General features: G+C 59.2%; 22 protein-coding genes. 20 read left to right on the plus strand and 2 right to left on the minus strand.

Translation table 11 applies throughout. The annotated features are described in order from the left end of the window. Window positions 1-81: 81 nt before the first annotated feature. Both AC07O1_RS07425 and AC07O1_RS07430 read left to right on the plus strand, forming a co-directional pair. On the plus strand, window positions 82-765 hold the full coding sequence (locus AC07O1_RS07425) for a cysteine hydrolase family protein (protein WP_495088378.1): 684 nt from the start codon (window positions 82-84) through the stop codon (window positions 763-765). Then, entirely contained in the window at window positions 762-2,123 is a 1,362-nt protein-coding gene (locus AC07O1_RS07430) for a purine-cytosine permease family protein (protein ID WP_495088379.1), read from the plus strand. The genes AC07O1_RS07425 and AC07O1_RS07430 overlap by 4 nt, the downstream gene beginning before the upstream one ends. Before the next feature lie 153 nt (window positions 2,124-2,276). Here AC07O1_RS07430 and AC07O1_RS07435 read toward each other — a convergent pair whose 3' ends face one another. Next, entirely contained in the window at window positions 2,277-3,251 is a 975-nt protein-coding gene (locus tag AC07O1_RS07435) for a site-specific integrase (protein ID WP_495088380.1), read from the minus strand. 536 nt (window positions 3,252-3,787) lie between these two features. Between AC07O1_RS07435 and arnB the strand changes: the two genes are divergently transcribed. Genes arnB through AC07O1_RS07480 form a run of 9 tightly spaced genes read left to right on the plus strand, consistent with a single transcriptional unit; the run spans window position 3,788 to window position 14,207 of the window. Next, on the plus strand, window positions 3,788-4,927 hold the full coding sequence (gene arnB, locus AC07O1_RS07440; RefSeq protein ID WP_494991388.1) for a UDP-4-amino-4-deoxy-L-arabinose aminotransferase: 1,140 nt from the start codon (window positions 3,788-3,790) through the stop codon (window positions 4,925-4,927). 5 nt (window positions 4,928-4,932) lie between these two features. Beyond that, window positions 4,933-5,952 (plus strand): undecaprenyl-phosphate 4-deoxy-4-formamido-L-arabinose transferase, encoded by a 1,020-nt coding sequence (gene arnC / locus AC07O1_RS07445; protein ID WP_495088381.1) that lies wholly within the window; start codon window positions 4,933-4,935, stop codon window positions 5,950-5,952. Beyond that, window positions 5,949-7,940 carry a bifunctional UDP-4-amino-4-deoxy-L-arabinose formyltransferase/UDP-glucuronic acid oxidase ArnA gene (gene arnA / locus AC07O1_RS07450; RefSeq protein WP_495013121.1) on the plus strand — a complete coding sequence of 664 codons (1,992 nt, stop codon included), beginning with the start codon at window positions 5,949-5,951 and terminating at the stop codon, window positions 7,938-7,940. The genes arnC and arnA overlap by 4 nt, the downstream gene beginning before the upstream one ends. Then, on the plus strand, window positions 7,940-8,824 hold the full coding sequence (arnD, locus tag AC07O1_RS07455; RefSeq protein WP_495088382.1) for a 4-deoxy-4-formamido-L-arabinose-phosphoundecaprenol deformylase: 885 nt from the start codon (window positions 7,940-7,942) through the stop codon (window positions 8,822-8,824). The genes arnA and arnD overlap by 1 nt, the downstream gene beginning before the upstream one ends. Further along, window positions 8,821-10,470: a lipid IV(A) 4-amino-4-deoxy-L-arabinosyltransferase gene (arnT, locus tag AC07O1_RS07460; protein WP_495088383.1), complete on the plus strand. Its 1,650-nt coding sequence runs from the start codon at window positions 8,821-8,823 to the stop codon at window positions 10,468-10,470. The genes arnD and arnT overlap by 4 nt, the downstream gene beginning before the upstream one ends. Beyond that, on the plus strand, window positions 10,467-10,811 hold the full coding sequence (gene arnE / locus AC07O1_RS07465) for a 4-amino-4-deoxy-L-arabinose-phosphoundecaprenol flippase subunit ArnE (protein WP_495088384.1): 345 nt from the start codon (window positions 10,467-10,469) through the stop codon (window positions 10,809-10,811). The genes arnT and arnE overlap by 4 nt, the downstream gene beginning before the upstream one ends. Then, window positions 10,808-11,215 carry a 4-amino-4-deoxy-L-arabinose-phosphoundecaprenol flippase subunit ArnF gene (arnF, locus tag AC07O1_RS07470; RefSeq protein WP_494991382.1) on the plus strand — a complete coding sequence of 136 codons (408 nt, stop codon included), beginning with the start codon at window positions 10,808-10,810 and terminating at the stop codon, window positions 11,213-11,215. The genes arnE and arnF overlap by 4 nt, the downstream gene beginning before the upstream one ends. Continuing rightward, window positions 11,212-12,591 carry a UDP-glucose dehydrogenase family protein gene (locus AC07O1_RS07475; RefSeq protein WP_494991381.1) on the plus strand — a complete coding sequence of 460 codons (1,380 nt, stop codon included), beginning with the start codon at window positions 11,212-11,214 and terminating at the stop codon, window positions 12,589-12,591. Before arnF ends, AC07O1_RS07475 begins: the two co-directional genes overlap by 4 nt. An 8-nt stretch (window positions 12,592-12,599) precedes the next feature. After that, window positions 12,600-14,207: an ArnT family glycosyltransferase gene (locus tag AC07O1_RS07480; RefSeq protein ID WP_495088385.1), complete on the plus strand. Its 1,608-nt coding sequence runs from the start codon at window positions 12,600-12,602 to the stop codon at window positions 14,205-14,207. 312 nt (window positions 14,208-14,519) lie between these two features. Here AC07O1_RS07480 and AC07O1_RS07485 read toward each other — a convergent pair whose 3' ends face one another. Then, window positions 14,520-15,485, minus strand: coding sequence for a LysR family transcriptional regulator (locus AC07O1_RS07485; protein WP_494991379.1), 966 nt, complete (start codon window positions 15,483-15,485; stop codon window positions 14,520-14,522). A 303-nt stretch (window positions 15,486-15,788) separates the two neighbouring features. Here AC07O1_RS07485 and argH point away from each other — a divergent pair, with 303 nt between their 5' ends. The 9 genes from argH (at window position 15,789) to AC07O1_RS07530 (ending at window position 25,383) form a co-directional block, all read left to right on the plus strand. Then, window positions 15,789-17,216: an argininosuccinate lyase gene (argH, locus tag AC07O1_RS07490; protein ID WP_495023686.1), complete on the plus strand. Its 1,428-nt coding sequence runs from the start codon at window positions 15,789-15,791 to the stop codon at window positions 17,214-17,216. Between the two features lie 198 nt (window positions 17,217-17,414). After that, on the plus strand, window positions 17,415-18,293 hold the full coding sequence (locus AC07O1_RS07495) for an amino acid ABC transporter permease (RefSeq protein ID WP_494991377.1): 879 nt from the start codon (window positions 17,415-17,417) through the stop codon (window positions 18,291-18,293). Window positions 18,294-18,313: 20 nt separating this feature from the next. After that, window positions 18,314-19,078, plus strand: coding sequence for an amino acid ABC transporter ATP-binding protein (locus AC07O1_RS07500; RefSeq protein WP_494991376.1), 765 nt, complete (start codon window positions 18,314-18,316; stop codon window positions 19,076-19,078). A 42-nt stretch (window positions 19,079-19,120) separates the two neighbouring features. After that, on the plus strand, window positions 19,121-19,945 hold the full coding sequence (locus tag AC07O1_RS07505) for an ABC transporter substrate-binding protein (protein ID WP_494991375.1): 825 nt from the start codon (window positions 19,121-19,123) through the stop codon (window positions 19,943-19,945). A gap of 206 nt (window positions 19,946-20,151) precedes the next feature. Continuing rightward, window positions 20,152-21,000 carry a polysaccharide deacetylase family protein gene (locus AC07O1_RS07510; protein WP_495088386.1) on the plus strand — a complete coding sequence of 283 codons (849 nt, stop codon included), beginning with the start codon at window positions 20,152-20,154 and terminating at the stop codon, window positions 20,998-21,000. Continuing rightward, window positions 20,993-21,880 carry a polysaccharide deacetylase family protein gene (locus tag AC07O1_RS07515; protein WP_495088387.1) on the plus strand — a complete coding sequence of 296 codons (888 nt, stop codon included), beginning with the start codon at window positions 20,993-20,995 and terminating at the stop codon, window positions 21,878-21,880. The genes AC07O1_RS07510 and AC07O1_RS07515 overlap by 8 nt, the downstream gene beginning before the upstream one ends. After that, the gene (locus AC07O1_RS07520) at window positions 21,877-23,232 is read left to right on the plus strand and encodes an MmgE/PrpD family protein (RefSeq protein WP_495088388.1); all 1,356 of its coding nucleotides are present in this window, start codon (window positions 21,877-21,879) and stop codon (window positions 23,230-23,232) included. The genes AC07O1_RS07515 and AC07O1_RS07520 overlap by 4 nt, the downstream gene beginning before the upstream one ends. A 122-nt stretch (window positions 23,233-23,354) precedes the next feature. After that, the gene (locus AC07O1_RS07525) at window positions 23,355-24,527 is read left to right on the plus strand and encodes an MFS transporter (protein WP_495013156.1); all 1,173 of its coding nucleotides are present in this window, start codon (window positions 23,355-23,357) and stop codon (window positions 24,525-24,527) included. Between the two features lie 148 nt (window positions 24,528-24,675). Beyond that, a complete protein-coding gene (locus tag AC07O1_RS07530; protein WP_495088389.1) occupies window positions 24,676-25,383 on the plus strand; it encodes an HPP family protein in 708 nt (235 codons plus the stop codon). Window positions 25,384-25,507 lie beyond the last annotated feature (124 nt).

Genomic DNA, 25,507 nt, shown 5'->3' on the forward strand with positions numbered 1-25,507 from the left:
CTTGTCGTTTGTGTACTCTGCTTCGACTCGATCGAGTCTGCGGGGCGGCCGTTTGCGCCCCGTTCTTCATCAGGTTTGCTCATGAATAATAAAAACGCGCTCTTGATCATCGACATGCAACAGGAAGATGGCTTCCCCCTGGAAAACTTCGAGGGGGTCATCGCCCATAACCTTGCATTGCTCACGGCGGCCCGCCGCAGCTCTATCCCGGTGTTCTACACCCGGCATATCAATCAGGCCGACGGCCGTGGTCTAGCTCCGGGCGAGCCCAGTGCCGACGACGGCGGCCCCAGCAGTTACCGGGCCGGTACCGCTCAAGTAGAAATCATCGCTGCACTGGCACCCCGGCCGGACGAGCAGGTCATCGACAAACATCGCTACAGCGGCTTTCATCAGACCGACCTCGACGCGCGACTCAAACAGCTGGGCATCGACACCCTGATCATCAGCGGCGTGCTGACCGATGTTTGTGTATTAACGACGGTTTTCGACGCCTTTTCGCTGGGTTATCGCATCCAGCTGATCACCGACGCCTGCTCAACCAGCACCTGGGCGGCGCACTACTCTGCGCTGCTGATCATGGCCAACTGGGTGTACTCAATCGAGCTGTTCACCTGCGAACAATTCCTGCTTTCGCTGCGCGGTGAGCATTTCGTCTGCTGCGCCCCCGGGCAGCCAGACCTGTTCGCCCACCAGCCCGAGGAGTTGACGAACACCATTGCCCGCTTCCAATCCAGCCTTCAGCGCCAGGAGTGCCTGCCATGAGCATCGAAAAAAGAAGCATCGATTTCATTCCAGAGTCCGAACGCTATGGTAAGCCCGGTTCGCTGTTCTTCATCTGGTTCGGCGCCAACATGAACATCACCACCATCGCCTCCGGGGTGTTGCCGGTGGTGATCGGGTTGAATCTGTTCTGGAGCGCGCTGGCGATCGCTCTGGGCTCGCTGCTGGGCGCGATCTTCATGGCTTCGCACTCGGCCCAGGGACCCAAACTGGGGATCCCGCAGATGATCCAGAGCCGCGCGCAGTTCGGGGTGATCGGTGCGATCCTGCCGTTGCTGTTCGTCATGCTGATCTACCTCGGCTTCTTCGTCAGCAACACCTTGCTGGCGGCCCAGGCCCTGGAGTCCGTCAGCCCGCTGGGTAGCAACGCCAACATCGTTCTGATCGGTGTGTTGTGCTTCGTGGTGGTGCTGTATGGCTACCGGCTGATCCATCGGCTGCAAAAGCTGCTGTCGATCCTGTCGCTGTTGGTGTTCATCGCCGCCACGTTGCTCGCGTTGAGCCTGCCGATCCCGGCGGGGCAATGGGCTGCGACGGACTTCTCACTGGCGAAATTTTTGATGGCAGTGAGCATTGCCGTGACCTGGCAACTGTCCTACGCCCCGTATGTAGCGGACTACTCACGCTACTTGCCGAGCAAAACGCCGATGCCCCAGGTGTTCTGGTACAGCTACGCCGGGACGGTCAGCGGCGGTGCGTGGATGATGATCCTTGGGGCGATCCTGAGCGTGGCCGTTCCCGACTTCGCCGCCAATGTAGGCGGCCATGTCGCCGGACTGTTCGGCCCGGCGGCGCTGCTGTTGTTCGCGTTTATCGTCTACGGCCAGGTGTCGATCAACGTTTTCAACCTGTATGGGGCGTTCATGTCGACCATCACCGTGATCGAACCCTTCTCTCGCCTGCGCGTCACACCACGGGTCAGAGGCGTGTTCATGTTGATCATCAGCCTCGTCGCCACAGCCTTATGCACCATCAATCAGGCTGACTTCATCGCCTTTTTCCTCAATTTCATCTTTTTCATGAGCTATTTCCTGATTCCCTGGACGGCGATCAATCTGGTCGACTTCTATTGGTTGAGGAAAGGTGAATACCGGATTGACGATATCTTCGACATGAATGGCATCTACGGCCGGGTCAACTGGATCGCCTGCGCGAGCTTCATCGTGGCCATCGTGGTGGAGATCCCCTTCATGAACACCACCCTTTACGTCGGTCCGCTGGCCACGCTGCTCGATGGTATCGACCTGGCCTGGGTAGTCGGATTGGTGGTGCCAGCCTTCAGCTACTACTGGCTGATGCGACTCGGCAAGCAGGTTCCAAGGGTTGGTGAACTGTCATAAAGACCCTGCGCAGCACCTGATCGCGGGTTTTCGCCCATCACACACCCGCCTGAGCCAAGGCGAAGGCCGGTGTGTGAGCTCGCGCCAGCTTTGGTACCCGACGTCGAGCAGAAGAGCCCGCCCGGCGGGCCCTCCCAGGCAATAGTGCACCCTTTAAAGGTCAAAGCGATCAATCGCCCGACGTCGTTCGTTTTCATCTCGAACGTCGTAATTGGCGGTTGTCTGGATGTTCGTGTGATGCGCGAGCTTTTGCGCAATCGACAAGTCGTGCTCCTCGATCACACGCGTAATGAACGAGCGACGAAAATCATGAGGCATGATTTTCACGCCAACCTGGGCACCGCGTTGTCGTGCAATGTAATAAATCGCGTGCTTGGTGATCCGTTCACGGGTGATGTGACTGCCACGACGAATTCTGTTGAACAGAAACGGATCGTCATCCTGCCCTTCGACCAACTGTGAGCGCCGAAACTGCAACCATGCGTCCAGCCTGGCGAACGCCCAGGTCGGTGCATACTTGATCAGTTCCTTGTTTCCTTTTGCCGTGACTCGCAGGCTGCGCTCACGAAAATCAATCTGGTTGAGCTCCAGATTCACCGATTCGGATTTACGCATACCCGAGCCATACAGGATTGCTATCACCGCAGCGTCCCGCAACCCTTGCGGTCTTGGATCGGCCGCACAGACGGCCATCAGTTCCTGGATCAATGAGCGCTTGAGGTTTCGCCCCTGGGACAGGCGTGTGCCCGCGATGGCTTTGACCGAGCGCATTTTCAACAGATGATCCTGAGTGATCAGGCTCAGACGCCACGCCTCATTCATCACGCCGCGTACGGCATTGACATATAACGAGGATGTATTAGGCGCATAACCATCGGCGCGTAATGTCGCCACCAGCGCGATAACGTCGCCGGGCTGCAGTTCATGCCAGGGGATTTCCTCGATATCCATATCTTCAAAACCCAGCCGATCCGCAGCGTCTTGCAGCACATAACGCATGGTCAGCCGGCTTGAAGGCGCCAATCGAGCCAGATAGAGGGTCAGTGGATTGTCGTTACCCTTCCCCTCAGGCACGTTCAATCGGCTGCCGGGGGTATGCGGTGAATCGTTAGTGGGTAGATCAATCAAACTGAACAGCCCTTAAATGAAAATAGCTCAACCAAACATCCATTCGGGCGAGAAAATTTAATACAGAACAACAGCCACTGCGAATGCCACCGACTGAGTGATGCCCTTCCCTGACGCGTCCAAAAAGACCGAAAGATATTTTTCCAGAGAAAGCCGCCGGGCCAAAAAACCTGAAAAACTCTGAACATTAGCTGTCTGGCCCCGAGATAAACAGTCTGTTGCCCTATTTTTCATATTAGTTTCACATTTTTACGCTTAACCTCGCCCCGGAGAATAGGGTGCCATCACGTTGATGGTGCAGACACTACACCCCCACTGCAGCAACGGGTGACAATTCCGGGCGATGACGATAAAGTATTGATCCTTATTTACTTTTCAGCCTATTGGTCTTTACTCACGGTGCGCATGGATCGCCCGTATCCAACCTCTGGAATGGACACTGTCGAATGCCCGGCTTGAACAATTTCACTGAATGACATCCTGGTTTTAACCCGTTTTATTGCCTGCGCCCCCTACCCGTTTTACCCGAGGTCTTGATGAACCAGCCGTTTCTCCCCTTCTCACGTCCCAGCATTGGCGATGAAGAGATTGCCGCCGTTGAGCAGGTACTTCGCTCTGGCTGGATTACTACCGGCCCGAAAAACCAGCAGCTCGAAGAACAATTCGCAGAGCGTGTGGGCTGTCGGCATGCCGTGGCGCTGTCTTCGGCCACTGGCGCGATGCACATCACCTTGCTGGCATTGGGGATCGGTCCAGGCGACGAAGTGATCACGCCTTCGCAAACCTGGGTCTCCACCGCCAATATGATCTGCCTGTTGGGGGCAACACCGGTTTTCGTCGACATCGACCGCGACACACTGATGACCGACGTCCATGCCATTGAGGCGGCAATCACCCCTCGGACCAAGGCAATCATCCCGGTGCATTACGCCGGCGCTGCCTTTGACCTGGATCCACTTTATGCGCTGGCGGCCCGACATGGCATCCCCGTGATCGAGGACGCCGCCCATGCCGTCGGTACGCAGTATCGCGGCCGCGCAGTCGGCGCCCAAGGCACGGCAATCTTCTCGTTCCACGCGATCAAAAACATGACCTGCGCCGAAGGCGGGATGTTTGTCAGCGACGATGAGGCGCTCGCCAACCGGGTACGCATGCTCAAGTTTCATGGCTTGGGGGTTGATGCCTATGATCGCCTGACCCATGGCCGCAAGCCGCAGGCACAGGTGATCGAGCCCGGCTTCAAGTACAACCTGGCCGACGTCAATGCGGCGATCGCACTGGTGCAACTGCAGCGCCTGGATGAAATCAATGCCAAACGCGAAGAACTGGCGCAAGCCTATTTGAAGCGCCTGAGCGCATTGCCGGTAGAACCGCTGAAAATGCCGGGCTACCCGCAACAACATACATGGCATCTGTTCATTCTGCGCATTGACGCCGAGCGTTGTGGGCGCGATCGTGATGCCTTCATGAAAGCATTACAGGAACAAAACATCGGCAGCGGCATTCACTTTGTCGCTACCCATCTGCATACTTACTACCGCCAGCGTTTCCCGAACATCCATTTACCCAATACGGAGTGGAACTCGGCACGCCTGTGTTCGATCCCGTTGTTCCCCGACATGACCCTCGACGATGTCGAGCGTGTCGCGAGCGCCATTGAAAACATTCTGGACTGAAGCCTTTGAGACCTTATCCGATTAAGTGTGTGTCGATCGTTATCCCGGTCTACAACGAAGAAGAAAGCTTGCCTGAATTGCTGCGCCGTACCGAAGCGGCCTGTCAGCAACTCAAGCACGAATATGAAATCGTCCTGGTCGATGATGGTAGCCGCGACAACTCGGCACAAATTCTCGAAGAAGCCGCCCAGCGTGAAGGCAGTTCAGTGGTCGCCGTCATTCTCAATCGCAACTACGGCCAGCACGCAGCAATCATGGCCGGTTTCGAGCACTGCAAAGGCGATGTGGTCATTACCCTTGACGCCGACCTGCAGAACCCGCCGGAAGAAATCCCCCGTCTGGTGGAACAAGCCGAACTGGGCTACGACGTCGTTGCCACCGTGCGCAACAATCGTCAGGACTCGGCCCTGCGCCGCTGGCCGTCGAAACTGATCAACCTGGCAGTGCAACGCTCAACCGGTGTCGCCATGAGCGACTACGGCTGCATGCTGCGCGCCTACCGCCGCACCATCGTCGACGCCATGCTGGCCTGCCGGGAACGCAGCACCTTCATCCCGATTCTGGCCAACAGCTTCGCCCGTCACACCACCGAAATCCTGGTGCAGCACGCCGAGCGCGAGCATGGCGAGTCGAAATACAGCCCGATGCGCCTGATCAGCCTGATGTTCGATCTGCTGACCTGCATGACCACTACCCCGTTGCGACTGCTGAGCATCATTGGGTTCAGCCTCGCGGCACTGGGAGCGCTGTTTGCCTTCCTGCTGATCTTCCTGCGCCTGATATTCGGCGCCAGCTGGGCGGGTGATGGCACCTTCGTACTGTTCGCAGTGCTCTTTGTGTTCACCGGCGGCCAGTTCATCGGCATGGGCCTTCTGGGTGAATACCTGGGCCGCATGTACAGCGATGTCCGCGCCCGGCCGCGCTTCTTTATCGAAAAAATCCTACGTAACAAACCCGCTACTCCTGCTCCCGTTGTCACTGTCGACGGTCTGCCTTCCACCACTACTGATCAGGTTTCGCCATGAATCCAAAAGCTGTTGTTTTCGCCTACCACGACATCGGCTGTGCAGGTATCGAAGCACTGCTCAACGCAGGTTTCGAGATTGCTGCCGTGTTTACCCACGCCGATGATCCGAAGGAAAACACCTTCTACGGCTCAGTAGCCCAATTGTGCGCCCGTAAAGGCATTCCCGTGCACGCACCGGAAGATGCCAACCACCCGCTGTGGATCGAGCGCATCGCCAAACTGAACCCGGACTACCTGTTCTCGTTCTACTACCGCAACCTGCTGGGCGAGCAACTGTTGGCTACCGCCAGCAAAGGTGCGTTCAACCTGCACGGCTCGCTGCTGCCAACCTACCGTGGCCGCGCTCCAGCGAACTGGGTACTGGTCAACGGCGAAACCGAAACCGGCGTGACCCTGCACCGCATGGTCAAGCGTGCCGACGCTGGCGCAATCGTCGCCCAGCAACGTGTCGCGATCGACCGTGCCGATACCGCCCTGAGCCTGCACGGCAAGCTGCGTGAAGCCGCTTCCAACCTGCTGCGCGACACCCTGCCGCTGCTTGTCCAGGGCAAAGTCACCGAAACCGCCCAGGACGAATCCAAGGCCACTTCTTTCGGTCGTCGTACCCCAGCGGACGGCAAGCTTGTCTGGAACAAACCTGCCGAAGAGCTGTTCAACCTGGTTCGCGCCGTGACCCAGCCTTACCCGGGCGCTTTCTGCGACGTGGGCGAGCACAAACTGATTGTCTGGAGCGCTGAAGTCGCCAAGGGCAACGAAGGCCTGGCACCAGGTCGTGTGATCAGCGTCAACCCGCTGCGCATCGCCTGCGGTGAAGACTCGCTGGTAATCACTTTTGGTCAGCGCAATGACAATGGCCTGTACCTGGCCGGTCCTTCCCTGGCTAACGAGCTGGGCCTGGTGGACGGCTCCGTGCTGCGCGGTGCCGAATCCGGCCGCAAGCCACGCCGTACCCGCGTACTGATCCTCGGTGTGAACGGCTTTATCGGTAACCATTTGTCCGAGCGCCTGCTGCGTGACGACCGCTACGAAGTCTACGGCCTGGACATCGGCTCCGACGCCATCGAGCGCCTGCGCAGCCACCCGAACTTCCACTACGTGGAAGGCGACATCAGCATTCACTCCGAGTGGATCGAGTACCACATCAAGAAGTGCGACGTGGTCCTGCCGCTGGTGGCCATCGCCACGCCGATCGAATACACCCGCAACCCGCTGCGCGTATTCGAACTGGACTTCGAAGAGAACCTGAAACTGGTTCGCTACTGCGTCAAGTACAACAAGCGCGTGATCTTCCCGTCGACCTCCGAAGTCTATGGCATGTGCCAGGACCAGTACTTCGACGAAGACACCTCCAACCTGGTGGTCGGTCCGATCAACAAGCAGCGCTGGATCTACTCGGTTTCCAAGCAACTGCTGGACCGCGTGATCTGGGCCTACGGTGCCAAGGGCCTGAACTTCACCCTGTTCCGTCCGTTCAACTGGATGGGCCCGCGCCTGGACCGTCTGGACTCGGCCCGTATCGGCAGCTCCCGCGCCATCACCCAGTTGATCCTGAACCTGGTGGAAGGTACGCCAATCCGCCTGTTCGACGGTGGCGAGCAGAAGCGCTGCTTCACCGACATCGCCGACGGCATCGAAGCCCTGGCACGCATCATCGACAACGACAACGATGCCTGCAACGGCCAGGTCATCAACATCGGTAACCCGGAAAACGAAGCCAGCATCCGTCAACTGGGCGAAGAACTGCTGCGTCAGTTCGAAGCTCACCCGCTGCGCGCCAACTTCCCTCCGTTCGCCGGTTTCCGCGACGTAGAGAGCAAGGCGTTCTACGGCACCGGTTACCAGGACGTGGCACACCGCAAGCCAAGCATCGAAAACGCCAAGCGCCTGCTGAACTGGGAGCCAACCGTGGAGATGAGCGAAACCATCGGCAACACACTGGACTTCTTCCTGCGTGAAGCCATGCTCGAAATCGCGGACAAGCGCTGATGCAGGCAGGTCTTCGGATCGATGTCGACACCTACCGAGGTACCCGTGAGGGGGTACCCCGGTTGTTGGAGACGCTCGATGAAGCACAGGTCAAGGCGACGTTTTTCTTCAGCGTTGGTCCGGACAACATGGGGCGCCATTTATGGCGCCTCATCCGCCCGCAATTTCTCTGGAAGATGCTGCGCTCCAATGCGGCCGGTTTGTACGGCTGGGATATTTTGCTGGCCGGCACTGCCTGGCCAGGCAAACCCATCGGTCGTGATCTCGGGCATCTCATGCGTCAGACGCTTGCGGCCGGGCATGAGGTTGGTTTGCACGCCTGGGATCACCATGGCTGGCAAGCCAACGCCGGGCGCTGGAGTGAAGCGGATCTGATCGAGCAAATTCGTCGTGGCGTCGACAGCCTCAGCGATATTATCGGCCAGGCTGTCGATTGTTCGGCCTCTGCCGGTTGGCGTGCCGATGAACGCGTCATCGAGGCCAAGCAACGTTTTGGCTTCCGTTACAACAGCGATTGTCGCGGTCAGAGTCTGTTCCAGCCGCGGCTGGCTGACGGCAGCCTGGGCGCGCCACAGATTCCGGTCGACTTGCCGACTTTCGACGAAGTCGTCGGGCCGGTGGTTGCCGCCAATGATTTCAACTCATTCATTCTTGATCGTTTCAGCCCTGAAAAGCTGAACGTCTACACGATTCATGCGGAAGTAGAAGGGATTCTGATGGCTAACGATTTTCGTCAGCTGTTGGCTACGGCCAGTCAACGTGACATCCAGTTTCAACCCTTGGGCAATTTGCTGCCCGCCGAGCCTGGCAGCTTGCCTGCAGGCCGGGTGATACGCGGTGCCCTGGAGGGTCGCGAGGGTTGGCTGGGAGTGCAAGGCGCATGACCAACCGTTGGGCGCTGCCTTTGCTGTTGCTGGCATTCGGTTTGTTTTATCTGCTGCCTCTGGCCTCTCACGGGCTGTGGATTCCGGACGAAACCCGCTACGCCCAAATCAGTCAGGAAATGCTCCTGAGCGGTGACTGGATTTCCCCGCACTTCATGGGTATTCGCTATTTCGAAAAACCTGTCGCCGGTTACTGGATGATCGCTATCGGTCAGGCCGTGTTCGGCGACAATCTATTCGGTGTACGGATCGCCTCGGCGCTGAGCATCGGCTTGAGTGTAGTCCTGGCCTACCTGATCGCTCGCCGCCTGTGGAATGATCCTCGCAAGAGTTTCACCAGCGCCCTGCTCTATACGAGCTTCGCGGTGATCGCCGGCCAGGCCGGGTATGCCAATCTCGATCCGCAATTCACCTTCTGGGTCAATTTGAGCCTGGTGGCGTTGTGGTTTGCGCTCGATAGCGTGAATCAACGCGCCCGCCTCGCTGCGTGGGCAGTAATGGGTTTGGCCTGCGGCATGGGATTCATGACCAAAGGATTCCTGGCCTGGTTGTTGCCGGTGTTGATCGCCCTGCCCTACATGCTCTGGCAAAAGCGTTTGCGTGAGTTGCTGACCTACGGTTGCGTAGCGGTCGTGGTGGCAATTGCGGTGAGCTTGCCGTGGGTCCTGGCCGTCCACGCTCAAGAACCGGACTACTGGCGGTTCTTCTTCTGGCATGAGCACATTCGGCGCTTCGCCGGGGACGATGCCCAGCACTCTCAACCCTGGTGGTTCTACCTGCCGATGCTGGTGGCTTTCAGCCTGCCATGGGCCGGGTTGCTGCCCTCGACATTCAAACAGGCCTGGCAAACCAAAGGTCAGGCCAGCATCGGGTTCCTGCTGCTCTGGCTATTGCTGCCACTGGCGTTTTTCAGCCTGAGCAAAGGCAAGCTTGCGACCTATATCATGCCCTGCCTGTTGCCGCTGGCCTTGCTGATGGGCAATGCGCTGATGGATCGAGTGGCTGCAGCGCGCGGCCGGGCTATCGGCCTGAACGGGCTCCTCAACGCGGTACTGGGCCTGCTCGCTCTGCTGGCACTGGTCTACTTCCAGCTGAAGAACCCGGTGTACATGGATGAACTCCAGAGTCTGGTGCTGGTGTTCATCGTGCTGTTCGGCTGGATCATCTGCAATCTTGTGCAAGCGTTCAGGCCGCTGCGGCTATGGGCCGCGCCGGCGCTCGGCAGCTGGCTGCTGGTGGCATTGGCACCTGCTGCGCTGCCCAACTCGCTGGTCTACAACAAGATGCCCGACCAATTCATCATCGACCATGCTCAGGAACTTGGCCAGACCGGGAAACTGCTGAGCAATGACCTGGGTGCTGCCTCGGCCCTGGCCTGGCGTCTGCAACGCCCGGATGTGGCGCTGTACAACACCGTGGGCGAGGTGAAATATGGCCTGGCTTATCCCGACTCCGCCCAGCGCCAGGTCAATCTCGAGCAGATTCAGCAATGGATGAGCGACGCCCGCAAGACCGGCTCGGTCGGCGTGGTGATGCGGGTCAAAAGCGACGACGAACTGCATGAAATCGAGTTGCTTCCCAAAGATGCCAAGCGCTATGAGCAAGGCAATATCGTGATTCTGATCTTCTCCCAGAGTGCGCCATGACCCTGCTGTTACTACTGACCGCTTGCCTGCTGACCTGTATGGGGCAGATCGCCCAGAAATACGCCGTGGAAAGCTGGCGCGGGACAGATCATGACTGGATCGCCAAGCTGCTCTCCCCATGGCTGTGGCTCGCCCTCGCCTGCCTTGGTTTCGGTTTGCTGGTTTGGCTATTGGTATTGCAGCGACTGGAAGTCGGTATCGCTTATCCGATGCTGAGCCTGAATTTCGTGCTCATCACCCTGGTCGCGCGCTTCGTGTTCCATGAGCATGTCGACGGTCGTCATTGGCTGGGAGTCGCCCTGGTCATTGCCGGTGTCGTGTTGCTGGGAGTACACGCATGAATCTGCGCCGTGGAATTATCTTCGCCATGGGCAGCGTGCTGCTGGTCAGCGGTGCGCAACTGGGTATGCGCTGGAGCATGACCCGTTTGCCAGCACCGGCGCAGTGGCTCGAAGCCCTGACCGGCGGCAGTGTCGATCTGCTGGCACTGGGAATAGTGTTCAGCTCTATCCTGGCGTATGCCCTGTCCATGCTCTGCTGGCTCGCCGCATTGCGTGACCTGCCACTGGGCAGGGCCTATTCCTTGCTGAGCATCAGCTACGCCCTGGTGTATCTGCTTGCCGCCAGTTTGCCGTTCTTCAATGAACACTTCAGTATGTCCAAAACACTGGGGGTGGCCTTGGTCATGCTCGGTGTTATCACCATTAACTCTTCACGTATACCCCGTCCTAGGGACTCCGTATGAAAATCAGCGTAATTGGTAGCGGTTATGTAGGTCTGGTGCAGGCAACTGTCCTGGCTGAAGTCGGTCATGATGTCATCTGCATGGACGTCGATCAGAACAAAATCAAATTGCTGCAGAAAGGCCACGTCACTATCTTTGAACCAGGGCTGGAGACCATGGTCAAGGAGAACCTGGAGAGCGGGCGCCTGCATTTCACCAGCGACGAAAAGCTGGCGATCGAACACGGGCAAGTGTTGTTCATCGCTGTCGGCACGCCATCGGACGAGGACGGCTCGGCCGACCTGAAATATGTCTTGTCCGTGGGTGACGCGGTCGCACGCCATCGGGTCGAACCGCTGATTCTCGTGGAAAAATCCACTGTTCCGGTCGGCACAGGCGACACCCTGCGGGCGCACATCGAAGAAGTCCTGAACAAGGACGGGCGCACCCTGGAGTTCGATATCGTTTCCAACCCGGAATTCCTCAAGGAAGGTTCGGCCGTCAGCGACTGCCGCCGCCCTGACCGCATCGTCATCGGTTGCGAACGTGAAGAAGTCCGTGAAGTGATGCGCGAACTTTACGCGCCCTTCAACCGCAACCATGACCGCATCATCTTCATGGACCTGCGCAGTGCCGAACTGACCAAGTATGCAGCCAACTGCATGCTCGCGACCAAAATCAGCTTTATCAACCAGATCGCAGAACTGGCCGAACACCTGGGTGCGGATATCGAAGCCGTACGCATGGGCATCGGTGCGGACCAGCGCATCGGCTACCACTTCATCTACCCTGGCTGCGGCTATGGCGGTTCGTGTTTCCCCAAGGATATGCGCGCCCTGATCCACAGTGCCCAGGAAGCGAACTGCTCCAGCGACCTGCTGCAGGCGGTCGAGGCCATCAACGAGCGGCAGAAACACAAGCTTTTCGAGCGCATCAACGCGTTCTACAAGGGTGAGCTGAAGGGCAAGACCTTCGCCCTCTGGGGCCTGGCATTCAAACCCAACACCGACGACATGCGCGATGCGCCAAGCCGGGTGCTGATGGAAGCCTTATGGGCTGCCGGCGCACAGGTACGGGCCTTCGACCCTGAAGCCATGCAAGAGACCCAACGGCTGTACCCGAATCAACAAAACCTGTCGTTGATGGGTACGCCAGAGTCCGCACTGGTGGGCGCAGATGCCTTGATCGTCTGCACCGAATGGCAACAGTTCAAGGCGCCGGATTTCAAGTTGATCGAGCAGCGGCTCAAAGCCCCGGTGATCTTCGACGGGCGCAACCTGTATGACGCCGATCGTCTGGCACGCAAAGGCTTCAAGTACTTCCCGATGGGTCGTGGCGAGTCGCGCAACCTGCCAATCCCTGATCAGCAGTGGCCATCCGCCCCAGTCGTAGCCTAGGAGGCCGCGTGCACGCTTATCCATTGACAAGGATCCGTCAGCAGTCGTTAGGGCTGGGACTTTTGGCGCTGTTGCTGTTCTGCGCCGGGGTCTACCAGCAAACGGCGATAGGCTTCGACACGCGGTTCGTGCTGTTCGCTCAGGAAATGCTGCGCCATGGGCCGGGATTCTTCCCGACCACCTATGGCCAGCCTTACGCTGACTACTGGGCCACCTCGACCCTGTTTACCTGGCTGCTGTCGCTGCCGTTCGGCCAGGTAAACGCCTTGACGGCCTGGTTGCCCAGCGCCATTGCCTCGGCGCTGATCGTCACGCTGATGTATCGCCTGGTGGCGCCCTACTCCAGAACCTGGGCGCTGCTGAGCATCGCCCTGCTGTTGCTGACCAATACCTTCATCACCGAAACCCGCGCCGTGTCCCTCGACCAGATGGTCGCGGCCGTGACCTTTACCGTGTTCTACCTGGGCTATGCCGCCGACCATTTCGCCGCACCACGGCGGCTGGTCTGGATACTCGCGCTGCTGGTACTCGGTTTTGCCATTCGCGGGCCCATCGGGCTGGTGGTACCCACTGGCGTGCTGTGCAGCTATTACCTGCTCAACGGCCAGTGGCGCCGGATGATCAGCGTCGGCTTGCTGGCCGGGCTGCTGCTGGCGGCGGGTATCGGTCTGCTGCTGTGGCTGGCGAACGTCAGCGGTGGTTCGGCCTTCGTCCAGGACGTGATCCGCATGCAGTTCATGGGGCGCATGGACGGCAGAGAAGGCTCCAGCGGCCTGTTTTTTTACTTCGGCAGTTCGCTTGGCAACTTTGCGCTGGCCTACCCGCTGGCGCTGCTGGTTTTGGCATCGGTGATTGCGGCTGGTCGTCAGCATCAACGGCCGGCATTACGTTTGCTGTTTTTTTGCGCTGCCGCCGGGCTGATCGTGATGATCGGTTTGTCCATACCACAGGCCAAAAAAGCCCGCTACCTGTTGCCGATGGTGCCCATGGCCGCAATCGTTGCAGCTTATCCGTTCCAGGTCGCACAAGGCCGGGTGTTCCTCTGGCTTCGAGGCTTGATGCAAGGGATCTGGTTGTTGCTGCCTGGCTTGCTGATCGCCGGATTGTTGTTCGCTCAACGACGGTTTCCTGAGCAACTGCCCTCGATCACTTCGATGCTGATACTCCTGGCAGTGCTACAACTGGCGGCACTGGCGCTGCTGTTCAAATCCCGCTGGCGCGCAGTGGGGCTGGCGTATTGCGCCGTGCTGGCCGTGTGGTCCAGTTTCATCCTGGTCGTCGAGCCTGCCGAGCGTGAGTTGTATGACACGCGCGCCTTCACCCTCGCCGCTCACGATATGATCCAGCACGATCCGGCGACCGTCGTCCTGCACGCCATGGGGAAAGACGCCAAGGCTATCAAGTTCATGGTCAATCTCGAGCAGGACCTGCAACCAACCTTCACTGACGCGCCGCAAGACCTTGAGCGAGTGCAAGGGCCCGCGTGGCTGGTGATGGATAAAACCGACTACCTCGCCCTACAAGGCACCCGATTCGCTGCATTACAGCCTCTGCTGACCGGGCGTTTCGACAAGAATGACTACGTGCTGCTGCACTTGCCGCAAGCACAGCCCTGACCGGCCTCCCGCCAAAGCGACAGGTAACGCTTAACGCCCTCCAATACAGCCGTCAGAAGTATTTCTGACGGCCCCACCTATTCCCTCATGCATTAATTTTTTGCGGCAAAATCCGACAGTGATATAGGTAACCGCCACCTATGAGCGTCCCTTTAGCGGACCATAATCAATCCGTAGCAGCGACGCTGAATAAAGTTCTTCAGCCACTCAACAACCCTTCATAGACGCGACCCAGAAACGTTACTTCTGAGTTCCTCGTTCAAACACCATAGGCGCCTCCCGGCCCCTGGATTTCCAAAGACAACTGGCCCATCAGGAAACGGCCTTCAGGTCGACTCCCAAGGCATTCGCGAACGCTTTTACCAGCGGGCTGCGAACGATGTTATGCCGCAAGATCAGATTGAATGGCGTGCTGAAATTAATCAGATCCGGCCGCAGCGCCCTTAACTCCCCTCGCGCCACCAGAGCCGCTGCATAGTGCTGCGGAAGAAAACCGACAAATCGTCCGGTTTTGATCAACATGGCGACGGCTTCAACCTGAGAAGCCGACGCAGAGTCACTGTCGTAGACAGCAAAGTTGGCTTTATCCCGGTGAATGGCGTAACGGTGATTGATGAACTGATGGTCCTTGAGTACATCGACACTCATGTCACTGTCCGCCGCGTTGAACAGCGCATGCCCGACAGCGCAGTAAGCCTCTGATCTTTCTTCGTAGAGATTGAAATAATCAAACTCTTCTCTTTTTTGATACACGGGCACTATTCCTGCGACTAAACGCCCTTCCACCACGCCCCGTTCCACTTCATCTAACTGAGCCGCATGCAGTCGAAACCTGACCTTGGGCGATTCATCATGAATCCGCCTTAACGCTGCCACTAACGGCGACTGCTCATCTGAAATAGTATTATCAATAACGCCGACACTAAGGTCGCCAATCAATTCATTCTGCGCGCAACTAAGGCGATCCCGAAAGTTATCAACCGAGGCAAATAACTCGATCGATGCCTGATATACCAGAGTGCCTTCTTCGGTCAGGCAAAAACCTTCGCGACCACGGGTACACAGGCGCATGCCAATGCGAATTTCCAGATCCGAGATCTGTTTGCTGATGGCCGCAAGACCCACATTCAGCTCATTCTGGGCGGCACTGAAGCCTCCGGCCTCGACCACAGCCTTGAACACCTTGAGCAGTTTGAAATCCAGACCACTGAGCGCCAAAGGTGCTCTATGCACGGTTTTCGGTGGTGGGTTTCCAGAATTGGAAAGTGGGGTTTCCATAATGCTTATTTACCTCACGCGCCCTATTCAACAAGCTGTGCTCAACAACAAAAACATAGCCGACCAATAATAATGAACACAGAAAACAAGGCTTGGCAACTACAAATAAATCCATCAATCAGCCTCAACCTGCTGATGTCGAACGATTTAAAGTTGACACTTCGATCAGCTCTCGCCACTTGCAACTGCCCTCTTGAAAACTGCATGACCTCAACACGGTCCGACTTATTCGATTAAGCCCCGGTCACCTGTTACGGACATGCGTACCGCCTTCAGTTCGAGTTACCGACGAGGAAAATAAAAATGACTCAACCTACCGATCGTCTGTGGGGAGCGCGCTTCAAAAGTGGCCCTTCCGAGGCCCTGGCAGCACTGTCGCGTTGCCCCGAACGCTACTTCCGCTTGACCCCGTATGACCTCGCTGGCTCCAAGGCCCATGCCCGTGAATTGCAGCGTGCAGGCCTGCTGGATGAGCAGGAAACCCTGAAAATGCTCGCAGCCCTGGAGCAAATCGGCGTTGATTTCCGCGACGCTCGCATCAGCCCGACCCAGGATGACGAGGATGTCCATACCTTCATCGAGCGTCTGCTGACCGAGCGTCTCGGCGCTCTGGGCGGCAAACTGCGGGCCGGCCGTTCACGCAACGACCAGACCGCCAACGACCTGCGGTTGTTCCTGCGTGACCACGCCCGCACCCTGACGGTCGAAGTATTGGCTCTGCAGCAAGCGCTGGTGGATCAGGCCGAGCAGCACATCGAGAGCATCTGCCCGGGCTTTACCCACCTGCAGCAGGCCCAACCGATCGTCTTCGCCCACCACTTGCTGGCCCACGCCCAATCCATGTTGCGCGACGTGCAGCGTCTGGTGGACTGGGACGCGCGCACCGCCCTGTCACCCTTGGGCGCTGCGGCCATGGCCGGCTCCGCCATCGCTCGTATGCCCCAGCAGTCGGCCAGGGAAATGGGCTACAACGGTGTCTGCGAAAACTCCATCGACGCAGTGGCCAGCCGCGATCACGTCGCTGAATTCCTGTTCGTCGCCAGCATGCTCGGCATCAACATTTCGCGCCTGGCCGAGGAGTTTTGCCTGTGGTCATCCCGGCAGTTCCGCTGGGTCGCACTGGACGATGCCTATGCCACCGGCAGCTCGATCATGCCGCAGAAGAAGAACCCGGACATCGCCGAACTGGCACGCGGCAAGGCTGGCCGGCTGATCGGTAACCTCACCGGCCTGCTCTGCACCCTCAAATCCTTGCCGCTGTCCTACAACCGCGACCTGAGCGAAGACAAGAACGGCGTACTCGATACCGTCGATACCTTGCTGCTGGTGCTGCCGGCCATGGCCGGAATGGTCGCGACCATGAAGGTCAACGTCGAAGAGTTGCGTCGCCAGGCACCGCTGGGCTTCACCCTTGCCACCGAAGTTGCTGACTGGCTCGCGGTTCGCGGCGTGCCGTTCAAAGAAGCCCACGAAATTACCGGCGCCCTGGTCCAGGCCTGTGAAAAGCACGGTATCGAACTCTGGGAAGCCTCACCGGCGTTGCTCGCCGAGGTCGATGCACGGTTGACACCGCAGGTGCGCGACAGCCTGACCCTGGAAGCGGCGATCGCTGCTCGCAGTGGTTGGGGTGGCACCGCGCCGCAACAGGTGCGCGAGCAGCTCGGCCGGCTGAAAACCGCCCTGGCCGCACAGCACCAATGGGCCGAGGACTACAACGGCTTTCGTCTCTGAAACCCTGAACACCTGTAGGAGCGAGCTTGCTCGCGATGGACGTTAACGATAACGCATGCTTTCTGAATAAACGCGCCGTCCTTGAGTCCATCGTCGGAACGCCGCCCGGAGCAAGCTCGCTCCTACAGTGTTCGCCGTTGCCTTTTTTGAATGACCGATAGACCGCAGGTGCCGTCAGCCTGCGTTCGGAGAAACAACATGAGCCAGACCCAGGCACAGCGCCTCCTTGCCGAGCGCAAACAAGCCGAGAATCAGTTCGACATTACCCAGTACGAACACGTACCCCGGCGTTACTACGGGCGAATCATCTTCGCCACCCTGATCGTCGTCGCCTTGCTGGGGCTGGTGCGCGCGTTTGCCGAAGGCCAGATCGAGTGGTCGTACATCGGCCAGTTCCTGACCTCCAAAGCGATCCTGTTCGGCCTGTTCAATACCATCGTCATGGCGATTCTGGCCATGGCCCTGGGCGTGGTATTCGGGGTCATCACGGCGATCATGCGCATGTCGCAGAACCCGATCCTGCGCTACGTGGCCGTCACCTACACCTGGCTGTTTCGCGGCACGCCACTGATCCTGCAACTGCTGTTGTGGTTCAACCTGGCGCTGATCTTCCCCACCATCGGCATACCCGGTCTGTTCGAACTGGACACCGTCAGCCTGATGACACCCTTCATCGCCGCCCTCCTCGGGTTGAGCATCAACCAGGGTGCCTACACCGCCGAAGTGGTACGCGCAGGGTTGCTCTCGGTGGACACCGGCCAGTACGAAGCCGCCAAGTCAATCGGCATGCCGCGCTTGCAGGCGCTACGCCGGATCATCCTGCCTCAGGCCATGCGCATCATCATCCCGCCGGTGGGCAACGAGTTCATTGGCATGGTCAAGATGACCAGCCTGGCCAGCGTGATCCAGTACTCGGAACTGCTCTACAACGCCCAGAACATCTACTACGCCAACGCCCGGGTGATGGAATTGCTGATCGTCGCCGGCATCTGGTACCTGGCCGCCGTTACCGTCTTGTCCTTCGGTCAAAGCCGCCTGGAGCGTCGCTTCGCCCGTGGCGCTGGTAAGCGCTCTTAAACCGCGCTGGAGAATTGAACATGAGAAGCATCGTCAAGGCTGTCAGCCTCAACAAGTACTACGACAACTACCACGCACTCAAAGATGTCAGCCTGGAAGTCGAGCAAGGTGAAGTGCTGTGCGTGATCGGCCCCTCCGGCTCCGGCAAGAGCACCCTGCTGCGTTGCGTCAACCAGCTGGAAAAAATCGACAAGGGCGGTCTCTGGGTCGACGGCGAACTGGTGGGCTACCGGATCGTCGGCAACAAGCTGCACGAACTCAACGAAGCGCAGATTGCCCGCCAGCGCCTGGCCACCGGCATGGTGTTCCAGCGTTTCAACCTGTTCCCGCACATGACGGTGCTGCAAAACATCATCGAAGGCCCTTGCCAGGTGCTCAAGCGCTCGCCCAAGGAAGCCCAGGAGGATGCCCTGGAGTTGCTTGCGCGGGTCGGCCTGGCCGACAAACGCAATAGCTACCCGATCGAACTCTCCGGCGGCCAGCAGCAACGGGTAGCCATTGCCCGTGCCCTGGCCATGCGCCCGAAACTGATGCTGTTCGATGAACCCACTTCGGCACTCGACCCGGAACTGGTCGGTGAGGTGCTGTCGGTGATGCGCGATCTGGCGCAGACCGGCATGACCATGATCGTCGTCACCCATGAATTGGGCTTCGCTCGCGAAGTCTCCAACCGCATGGTGTTTATGGATGGCGGGCAGATCGTGGAGGCTGGAAGCCCCGAAGAAATTCTAATAAGTCCACAAAACCCTCGCACCCAAAGCTTCATTTCTGCCGTTCGCACCTAGGTCCGGTTTCGGATCTCACAACAACTCAAAAAGAGAACGACCATGAAGAAATTTGTCATTCCAGCAGTCATCACCGGTCTATTGGCTTCATCCGCAGTCTGGGCCACCGAGTTGCCCGCCAGTATCAAGAGCAAGGGCGAAATCGTTGCGGCAATCATGCCCAACTACCCGCCGATGGATTTCAAGGACCCGGCCAGCAACACCCTCACCGGCCTCGACTACGACCTGGGCAACGCCCTGGCTGAACGTCTGGGGGTGAAGATCAAATGGCAGGAAACCGGCTTCGAGCAAATGATCAACGCACTGAGCACCAAGCGTGTGGACATCGTGCTCTCGGGCATGACCGACACCGCCGAGCGGCAGCAAACCGTGACCTTTGTCGACTATTTCACCAGCGGTCCGCAGTTCTACACCTTGCAGAAAAACACCGCGATCAATGACAGCATCGACTTGTGCGGCAAAACCGTCGGCACCAGCCGCCGGACTACTTTCCCGGCAGAAATCGCCGAGTGGAGCAAAGCCAACTGCGAAGCGGCCGGCAAACCGGCGATAAAAGTGGTGGGTTCCGAAGGCTCGGCTGATGCCCGCGCACAACTGCGCCAAGGTCGACTGGATGCGGCGATGCAAGGCAGCGAAACCTTGTCGTACCTCAAGACTCAGGAAGCCAACACCTTCAAAACCCTCGGCACACCGATCTCCGTGCAGTTTTCGGGGCTTGGCGTCAGCAAGAGCAACCCGCAGCTGGCCGAAGCCATCAAAGTTGCCCTGCAAAGCATGGTTGCCGACGGCAGCTACCAGAGCATCCTGAAAAAATGGGACCTGAGCCAGGGAGCGATCGAGACCGTGGCTATCAATAACGGTAAGTAGGTTTTCGGTTGGGTGGGTTTCGCAAAGGTCGAGATTGACGACTGATTCGAAGTCCGCCCCTTGTAGGAGCGAGCTCGCTCGCGATGGACGTTAACGATAACGCGGGCTTTCTGAATGAACGCGCCGCCCTTGAGTCCATCGTCGGAACGCCGCCCGGAGCAAGCTCGCTCCTACATTGGCACCAATAAAACAATGGAGCACCACCCATGCCCTCCTCGCCGCAACCGACCTGGCCCGGCAGTCACAAAGCCTGTCTGGCCCTGGCGTTCGACCTCGACGGTCCCACCGGCGATGCCATGCTCAATGGCTCGATCTGGCACAAGCCCGAGTATTTCGGCTTCGGCGGGTATGGCCCGTATCGGGCCTTGCCGCGGATTCTCGACCTGCTCGACGAGTTCCGGATTCCGACGACCTTCTTCGTCCCGGCCTGGGTCGTGGAGAACTGGCCCAGGCAATGCCAGGCGATTGTCGAGCGAGGCCATGAAGTGGCGTATCACGGCTACAAACACGAATCCTTCTATGCCCTGACCCTGGCGCAGCAGCAGGACGTCATGAACAAATGCCGCGAGGTGTTCTGGCAGCATCTGAACATCCGTGCTGAAGGTTTTCGTACCCCATCCGGCGACTGGCGTGCCGAAACTCCGGCCATGCTGGTGGAAGCCGGCGTGATCTATTCCAGCAGCATGCGCGGCGATGATCGGCCGTACCTGGTGCAGGTTCCCGGTCATGCGCAGCCATTGGTGGAAATCCCCGGACGCTGGGAAATGGACGACTACGCCTCACTGGCTTACACCCGCGCACCGGACTTTCCCTCAGGTCTGGACCGCACCGCCAGCTACGAGTTGACGCTGGACAACTGGTGCCGCGAATTCGATGGTGCCGCCGATGAAGGGCTGTGCCTGACCACCTTGTTCCACCCGAAAATCACCGGCAAACCGGGCCGCATTCTGCTGCTCGAACGCCTTTTCGAGCACATGCGTCAGCGCGATGACGTGTGGTTCGCCACCTGCCGCGATGTCGCCCACTGGTGGCTCAAGGAGCATCACCATGGCTGAGTCCAGTGTTTGGCCACAAGGTTATCGTTGCGCCGTGGTGCTGACCGTGGACTACAACGACATTCACGGCATTCTGACCCAGGCCCCGGAAGTCGCCGGGCGTGACAAGACGCTGTCGGTCTGGCGCTACGGCACTCAGCGCGGTGTCGATCGCTTGCTGGGCTTGTTCGAGGAGTTGGGTGTACCCGGCAGCTGGTGTATTCCCGGCGTCGTTGCGCAAGAAAATCCCGGGCACATTCGCGCGATCCAGGCCGCCGGGCACGAGATTGCCTGTGCCGGTTACCGCCATGAAAACTACGACACCCTCAGTCTCGCCGAGCAAGTCACTGCACTGGCTCGTGGTTGCCAGGCGCTGACCGATATCACTGGCAAGCCACCACAGGGATTTCGCATCCCGGCCGGCAACTGGGCGCCCGGATTTGTCGAGGCGCTGCGCGCGCAAGGTATTCGCTGGTCGTCGTCCTGGCGCGGGGATGATCTGCCGTTCGCCCACCCCACGGCACCGCAAGTGATCGAGTTGCCGTTGCACTATGAACTCGAGGACGAGCCCTACTTTGCCTTCAACCTCAGTCCGGCGGTGCCGCCGGCGCAATCGCGGATCGCCTCCTACAGCCACACCCTGGGCAACCTGCAGATGGACTTTGCCGGGTTTCATCGTTTCGGCCTGTGCTACGTGCTGCGTCTGCACCCGGAGATTATCGCCACTCCAGGCCGTATCGGGGTGCTGCGCGAACTGCTCAAGGGCATCCAGCAACACGATGACGTGTGGATCGCCACTGCGGCGGATGTCGCGCAATGGTGGAGCGAGTCGGCAGCACCAATGACCGAGGACCATCCGGCGGCGGTGTATGAGCGGCACTATCGGGCGTACTTGCCATGAGCGAACGGATGCAGCGGCTGGCGCGTTTTTGTGTCCAGACCCGTTTTGAAGACCTGCCCCCCGAACTGGTGGAGAAAGCCAAACGGCACATCCTCGACACCTTCGGCGCGACACTGGCCGGGACCCGAAGCGAGATTGTCGGTGCCGTACGCCAGACCCTGGGACAAGAGCCGGGCATCGCGTTGGTCTGGGGTACTCACCAGCGCACTGGCGCCACTCAGGCCGCGATGCTCAATGGCATCGCCGCTCACGCGCTGGAACTGGATGATACCGGTGGTTGCGACCACTCTGGCGCGGTGGTGCTACCCGCGGCCATCGCCGCTGCGAGCTTGAGGTCGACACCATTGAACGGCCAGGAGCTGATCACCGCGGTGGTTATCGGCTATGAAGTGGGTCGCCGGGTTCTCGAAGCCTGCGGCGGCTATTCGGCCCATAACGGCGCGGGTTGGCACTCGACCGCCACCTGTGGGGTGTTCGGCGCGGCGGCGGCCAGTGCGCGCATCCTTGGCCTGGATCAAACGCAAATGCTGTCGGCCCTGGGCATCGCCGGCAGCTTCAGCGGGGGGCTCTGGTGCTTTATCCACGACGGCTCGCAAAGTAAAAAACTCCACAGCGGCCGTGCCGCCGAAGGTGGTTTGCTGGCGGCGCGTTTTGCCCGGCAAGGCATCAGCGGCCCATCGAAGCTGTTCGATGAGGTCTGGGGCGGTTTTCTCAAGACCCTGGCCGGTGACAGCGCTGTGCCCCGGGCACTGGATGAGGCCCTCGGCCAGGTCTGGAAACTCGCCCGTTGCTCGATCAAACCCTATGCCTCGTGCCGTGGCACTCACTCGGCCATAGACGCCCTGGGCCTGCTGCTTGAGCAGTTGCAGGTCAGCGCAGATCAGGTGGAAGACATTCAGGTGTCCCTGTGCGGTTTCTTGAAGGCTATGTGCGGCGGTCGCGACATCAGCACCCTGGCTGCCGCGCAAATGAGCCTGCCCTACGCCCTCGCTGTTCGACTGGTCTATGGCCATGCACGGCTTGATGCCTACGATGATGAGCAGCGTCGCGCCCCGCAGATCCGGCATTGGCTGCAACGCATCCAGCTTGATGTGGATCCGCAGCTGTCAGAGGATGGCGAACCGGTGGTCACGCTGCGTTGTGTGGATGGACGCCAGGCCAGCCTCTGCGTCGAAGTGCCGCTGGGCGCGCCGGGCAATCCGTTGAGCGATGGGGCGCTGCAAGAGAAGTTTCACAGTTTGGCGATGCAGGTGATGCCCAAAGAACAGGCCGCAGAGTTGCTGGAGCAATTGTGGCGGCTTGAGGAACTGGAATCTGTTGGGGTGCTGGATAAATGGCTGGTGGCTGAATGATCGTTCCCACGCTCCCTCGTGGGAATGCTGCGCGTCACATTCAAGAGCGGACGCAGAGCGTCCAGTGAGGCATTCCCACGCAGAGCGTGGGAACGATCAACGACAAGGAAATCTGCACCACCGTGGCCACTTACTCGCTCGTAATCCGCCGTTTGATGATCTGCTCGCTGACCATTGTCGTCAGCCGCGCCATCACCAGCCCTTTGCTCACATTGTTCCTGAGTAACAAACTCGGCCTGAACCAGCAGGACGTCGGACTGTTGCTGGGCATCGCGGTGTTCATTGCCACCCTGCTCGCCCTTTATGGCGGTTACATCATCGATCGCCTGGAAAAGCGCCGGTTGCTGATCCTCGCGATGCTATCCAGCGCTATCGGTTTCGTCCTGCTGACCTTCGCCGAAAACCTGTACCTGACGACCCTGACCCTGGTGATTACCGAAACCGCGTCCGCGCTGTTTCTGATCGGCTCCAAAGCGATCATCAGCGAAAACCTGCCCATGGGCCAACGGGCCAGGGTTTTCTCGCTGCGCTACACCCTGACCAATATCGGCTACGCCACCGGCCCCATGCTCGGGGTGGTGATTGCTGGTGTACAGCCGTTGGCGCCGTTCCTGATCGCCGGCGGCATCGCGTTTTTCAGCACCTTCCTGATGCGTGGAATTCCCTCAGACGCCAGCACCGCCCCCAACAAACCGCAAAGTTTTCTCAACACCCTGGTGACACTGAAAAACGACCGCACGCTGATCATGTTCACCTGCGGCTGCCTGCTCAGTACCGTCGTCCATGGGCGTTACACCCTGTACCTTTCGCAATACCTGTTGGTGACCCAGAACTCCCACAGAGCCCTTGAAACCATGGCGGCGATCCTCGCCTGCAACGCCATCAGCGTGATCCTGTTGCAGTATCAGATCGGCCGTTTCCTGAAGCGTGAGCAACTGCGCTACTGGATCGCCGTGGGCAGCAGCCTGTTCATTCTCGGGCTGATCGGCTTCAGCTACGCCGACAACCTGACCTCGTGGTGCCTGGCGATGTTTGTCTTCACCCTCGGCGAGATGATCATCTACCCGGCGGAGTTTCTTTTCATCGACACCCTTGCCCCTGAGGAGTTGCGCGGCAGCTATTACGGCGCGCAAAACCTCGCAGCCCTGGGCGGCGCCTTGAGTCCGGTGATCTGCGGTTACTTGCTGACCCACTCCGCGCCAGGCACGATGTTCTATGCCTTGAGCGCCCTGACGGCCATGGGCGGTTCGCTGTGCTTCTTGAGCGGACGCAGAGTCTCGACACTTCAAAAATAATGCACTTAAACAGCATCATTATGAATTTGTCAGCGATTCCATTGATCGGCACACTGTGCCGGTTCCTCCCCCAAATGTTGGAACTTTCAAAGGGTTGCCTCGGCAGCCCTTCTTTTTGCCCTTCATCAGCAATTGGATCGTCTCCATCATGCTTGCTCGCTGGTTACCTGCCGCCGTCAATACCCGCCCCACGGAATGGAGTCGCGCCGCCATCGGCATGTCCCTCGGCACCTTGTTCAGTGTGTGGTTCTGCGGGCATGTGTTCGGGATGGACGTGGCGCTGCACCTGATCGGCCCGCTGGGGGCTTCGGCGGTACTGCTGTTTGCCGTGTCGTCCGGCGCACTGGCTCAGCCGTGGTCGATTCTCGGCGGCTACTTGACCGCCGCGGTGGTGTCCCTGCTGGTGGCCCACGTGCTTGGCCGAACACTGGGCAGTGCCTGCCTGGCTGCCGGCATGGCGCTGATTCTGATGTGCTGGTTACGTTGCCTGCATCCACCGGCCGGGGCGCTGGCCTTGCTGCTGGTACTGGCGGATCCCGCGACCATCGCCATGGGCTGGCTGGCGCTGGGCCCGGTCATGCTTGGCGCGCTTTGCATGCTGCTCAGTGCCCTGGCCTATAACAACCTGACGCGGATTCGCTACCCAAAGAGCCATAACGAGCCTGTCGCGGTGATTGTGGCCGATCACCCGCCCACAGACACTTCGGGCATCACCGCCGAAGACCTGAGGCGTGCGCTGGAAGACATGCAAGAGTTCTTCGACGTGACCCCGGAAGACCTTGAGCAACTGATCCACGCCAGCGAGCTGCACGCCAGACGCCGCAGTATCGGCCAGGTGCTGGTCAGCAGGATCTGAGCGCAGATGATCAATGGAGCCCCGCTCCGGACTCCATTGTTGCGTTCCCTAGTGGCCTGTGTGGCTAGTTCGTTAGCTCAAATTCGGATGCCGGCGGCCCAGAGCCAAGGCGCTGTGACGAGTC

Source organism: Pseudomonas sp. GW821-FHT07G10 (genome assembly GCF_059418545.1).